This window comes from Paenarthrobacter sp. NPDC057355 (genome assembly GCF_042667405.1).
In the GTDB taxonomy this organism is placed as follows: Bacteria; Actinomycetota; Actinomycetes; order Actinomycetales; family Micrococcaceae; genus Arthrobacter.
Genome location: NZ_JBHVAL010000044.1, coordinates 1 through 2,868, shown reverse-complemented (window position 1 = coordinate 2,868; position 2,868 = coordinate 1). Strand labels below are relative to the sequence as shown.

The window sequence follows — 2,868 nt, the reverse complement described above, 5'->3', positions numbered from 1 at the left end:
AATTCACTGCCCCTCTCCGGGCCCGCACACCTGCGCAGGTGAGCGGCGCCGTCGTCGTTAATCAACTGCCGCAACCCACATCCCAACGCAAGGAGACCAGCGTGTCACGCTCTGAGAAGATCAGCTTCACGGGAAGCACCGGCGATACGCTGGCCGGAATTGTGGACGTACCCGAAGGTCCTGTGCGGGGTTGGGGCGTTTACTCGCACGGACTGACGCTGGGCAAGGACAGCCCCGCCGCTTCCCGGATCTGCAAAGGCCTGGCTGAGCAGGGTGTCGGCATGCTCCGGTTCGACAACCTGGGCCTGGGCGGGTCCGAAGGCGAATGGTCGGCCGGGTCCTTCAGCGTCAAGGTGGCCGACACGATCCTGGCGGCAGACTTCATGCGGCTCACCGGCCGGGAGATCTCTTTGCTGGTGGGCCACTCATTCGGCGGCGCGGCTGTCCTGGCCGCTGCCCGTGACATCCCCGGCCTGAACGCCGTGGTGACCGTTGGAGCGCCGTATGAGCCCAAGCACGTGGAGCACATGTTCGACGCCGAAATCGAGTCGATCCTCCGTGACGGAAGCGCAGTGGTGGACCTCGGCGGACGTCCCATGGAGATCCGCCGGCACTTCGTGGAGGATGTGGAGCGCGCTGACCTGCGCGATTGCATCCGGACGCTCCACAAGCCGCTGATGGTGATGCACTCCCCCACCGACAACACCGTGGGCATCGACAACGCCAGTGAAATCTTCCGCACTGCCCGGCATCCCCGAAGCTTCATCTCGCTTGAAGGCAGCGAGCATCTCCTCACGGGGAAGGGACAGGCCGCCCGGGTAGCCCGCATCATCGGTGCATGGGCGGACCCGTACCTGGAGATCCGCGACGCCGGCTGAAGGCCCTGCCCACCCAAGTAAGTAACAGCAAACGCTCCACTGACGCCTCAGTAGAGCATTTGCTGTCACTTAGTTGGGTAGCTACTTGCCGATGGCGGCCTTGCTTTCGCTAAGCCACTGCTCGGCTGCCTTCTCCGGGGTCAGCCGCTTGAACAGGACATCGGTGTTGATGCGGGCCGTGATTTCGGAAACGGCCGTGGAGCCGGTAGGTCCGATGTAGGTCGGGGCGAAGTCCATCTTGCCGATCTGGTCAATGTAGGCGGCCTCGACCTTGCCCTGGGGTGTCAGGAGGTCCTGCACAGCCGTGCGCATGCCGGCGCTGCTGGGCACGCCACGGTCGCTCTGGATGATCTTGGCTGCGGCCTCGTTGTTGACCAGGAAGCTCACCAGTTTGGCCGCGGCGTCCGTGTGCTTGCTGCGTGCGGAAATGGTGTAGAACTGCGAGGACTGGAGCCAGATGCCCGGGGTGGGTGTCTCGCCGGGGAGCTTGAGCAACTTCAGCTCCGCCCCCGATGCCTTGCTGAGCGCAGTGAGGGAGTTGCTCCACGTGAGCATCATCCCGGCCTGGCCCATGCCCATGAGCGTCTGCTCGGTGCTGGCGTTGAGCTTCTCGACGGTCTCGGAGGCACTGGGAGCCGCACCCGATTCACTGAGCTTGAGCGAGAAGTCGAAGTAGTCCTGAACGGTGTCCTTGTCCAGGCCCAATTGGCCGTCCTGGGTGTACAGGGACTTCCCGCGTTGACGGGCGAAGGCATCCAGGGAGTCGTGCGTAAGAACCGTTGCCGTGCCGTAAGTCCCCTTGGGGCTCTTCTCCGTGATGTCCTTGGCGATGTTGGCGAAATCATCCCAGGACCATTTGCTGTCATCCGGAAGAGCAACTCCTGCCGCCTGGAAGACAGCGGGGTTCACCACGATCGCCAGCGCGTTGGCTCCTGTTGAGACTCCGTATTGTTTTCCCTTCACCTGGCCGTTTTCCACGGCGCCCTGATCCAGCTTGGATAGATCCAGTGAGCCTTGAACTTTGGACAGGTCCAGGAGTGCTCCCCGGTTGGCGTACTCGGCAGGATAGGCCCCGCCCATGGTGATGACATCCGGGGCATCGTTGGCTGCCACCTGGGTGGCCAACTTGTCGAAGTAGCCACCGATGTCGCCATATTCGGGCTTGACCTTGATGTTGGGATTGGCAGCCTCGAACTCCTTGATGGCTTTGTTGGTCAGCTCGGCGCGGGAGGCGTTGCCCCACCACGAGAAACGGATCTCCACGGGTCCGTCTTCGGGTTGGTTCGTGGAGGGGCTGGAACATGCGGCGCTGAGCCCCAGCATGCCGACTGCGGTAAGGAACGCCAGGGATTTGCGAATTTTTCGGAGAGATTTACGCGTCATTGGGTAAGCTTCTTTCAGCCTCGAGAAAACGGTTCCTGAAACGTATCAAGGGGGTGTATATTCGTCAATAGTTTTGACCATGAACTATTCATTCCCGTGAGGAGTCGGCCGTGTCGCGACGCTTGGAACAGATCCACATCCGCGATCCGTACGTCCTAACGCTGCCTGAATCGCAGGAGTACTTGCTCTTTGGCAGCACTGACAAGAACATTTGGTCCGGTCCGGCCACGGGCTTGGACTGCTACAGGAGCAATGACCTTTTGGCATGGGAGGGGCCTTTCCCGGCATTCCGTCCCGCTCCCGGATTCTGGAGCAAGGAGCAATACTGGGCACCCGAAGTCCACGAATACGAGGGCCGCTACTATATGTTCGCGACATTCACCGCCCCCGGCCACTCCCGTGGAACCCAGATACTCTCCGCATTGGAACCTGCCGGCCCCTATGAGCCCTGGAGCAACGGACCCGTCACCCCGGCTGGCTGGGAATGTCTCGACGGAACGCTGCACGTGGACCAGGACGGGTCGCCGTGGCTGGTATTCTGCCACGAGTGGAAGCAGATCGACGACGGCTCGGTGGTCGCCCAGCGACTCAGCCACGACCTCCGGCG

Annotated in this window: 3 protein-coding genes; 2 read left to right on the top strand and 1 reads right to left on the bottom strand. The window is 62.1% G+C overall.

Annotated features, from left to right (window positions below; translation table 11 throughout):
• Nucleotides 1-101 precede the first annotated feature (101 nt).
• A complete protein-coding gene (locus ACFUOZ_RS21285) occupies nucleotides 102-878 on the top strand; it encodes an alpha/beta hydrolase (RefSeq protein WP_377552009.1) in 777 nt (258 codons plus the stop codon).
• Between the two features lie 81 nt (nucleotides 879-959).
• Here ACFUOZ_RS21285 and ACFUOZ_RS21280 read toward each other — a convergent pair whose 3' ends face one another.
• Nucleotides 960-2,261: an ABC transporter substrate-binding protein gene (locus tag ACFUOZ_RS21280; protein WP_377552006.1), complete on the bottom strand. Its 1,302-nt coding sequence runs from the start codon at nucleotides 2,259-2,261 to the stop codon at nucleotides 960-962.
• A gap of 110 nt (nucleotides 2,262-2,371) precedes the next feature.
• Between ACFUOZ_RS21280 and ACFUOZ_RS21275 the strand changes: the two genes are divergently transcribed.
• Nucleotides 2,372-2,868 (top strand): family 43 glycosylhydrolase (locus ACFUOZ_RS21275; protein WP_377552004.1); only part of this gene is annotated, 497 nt, incomplete at its 3' end.

Bases quoted from the DNA above. Each gene is read 5' to 3' on its own strand.
- ACFUOZ_RS21280 (WP_377552006.1), bottom strand. From the start codon at position 2,261: ATGACGCGTAAATCTCTCCGAAAAATTCGCAAATCCCTGGCGTTCCTT.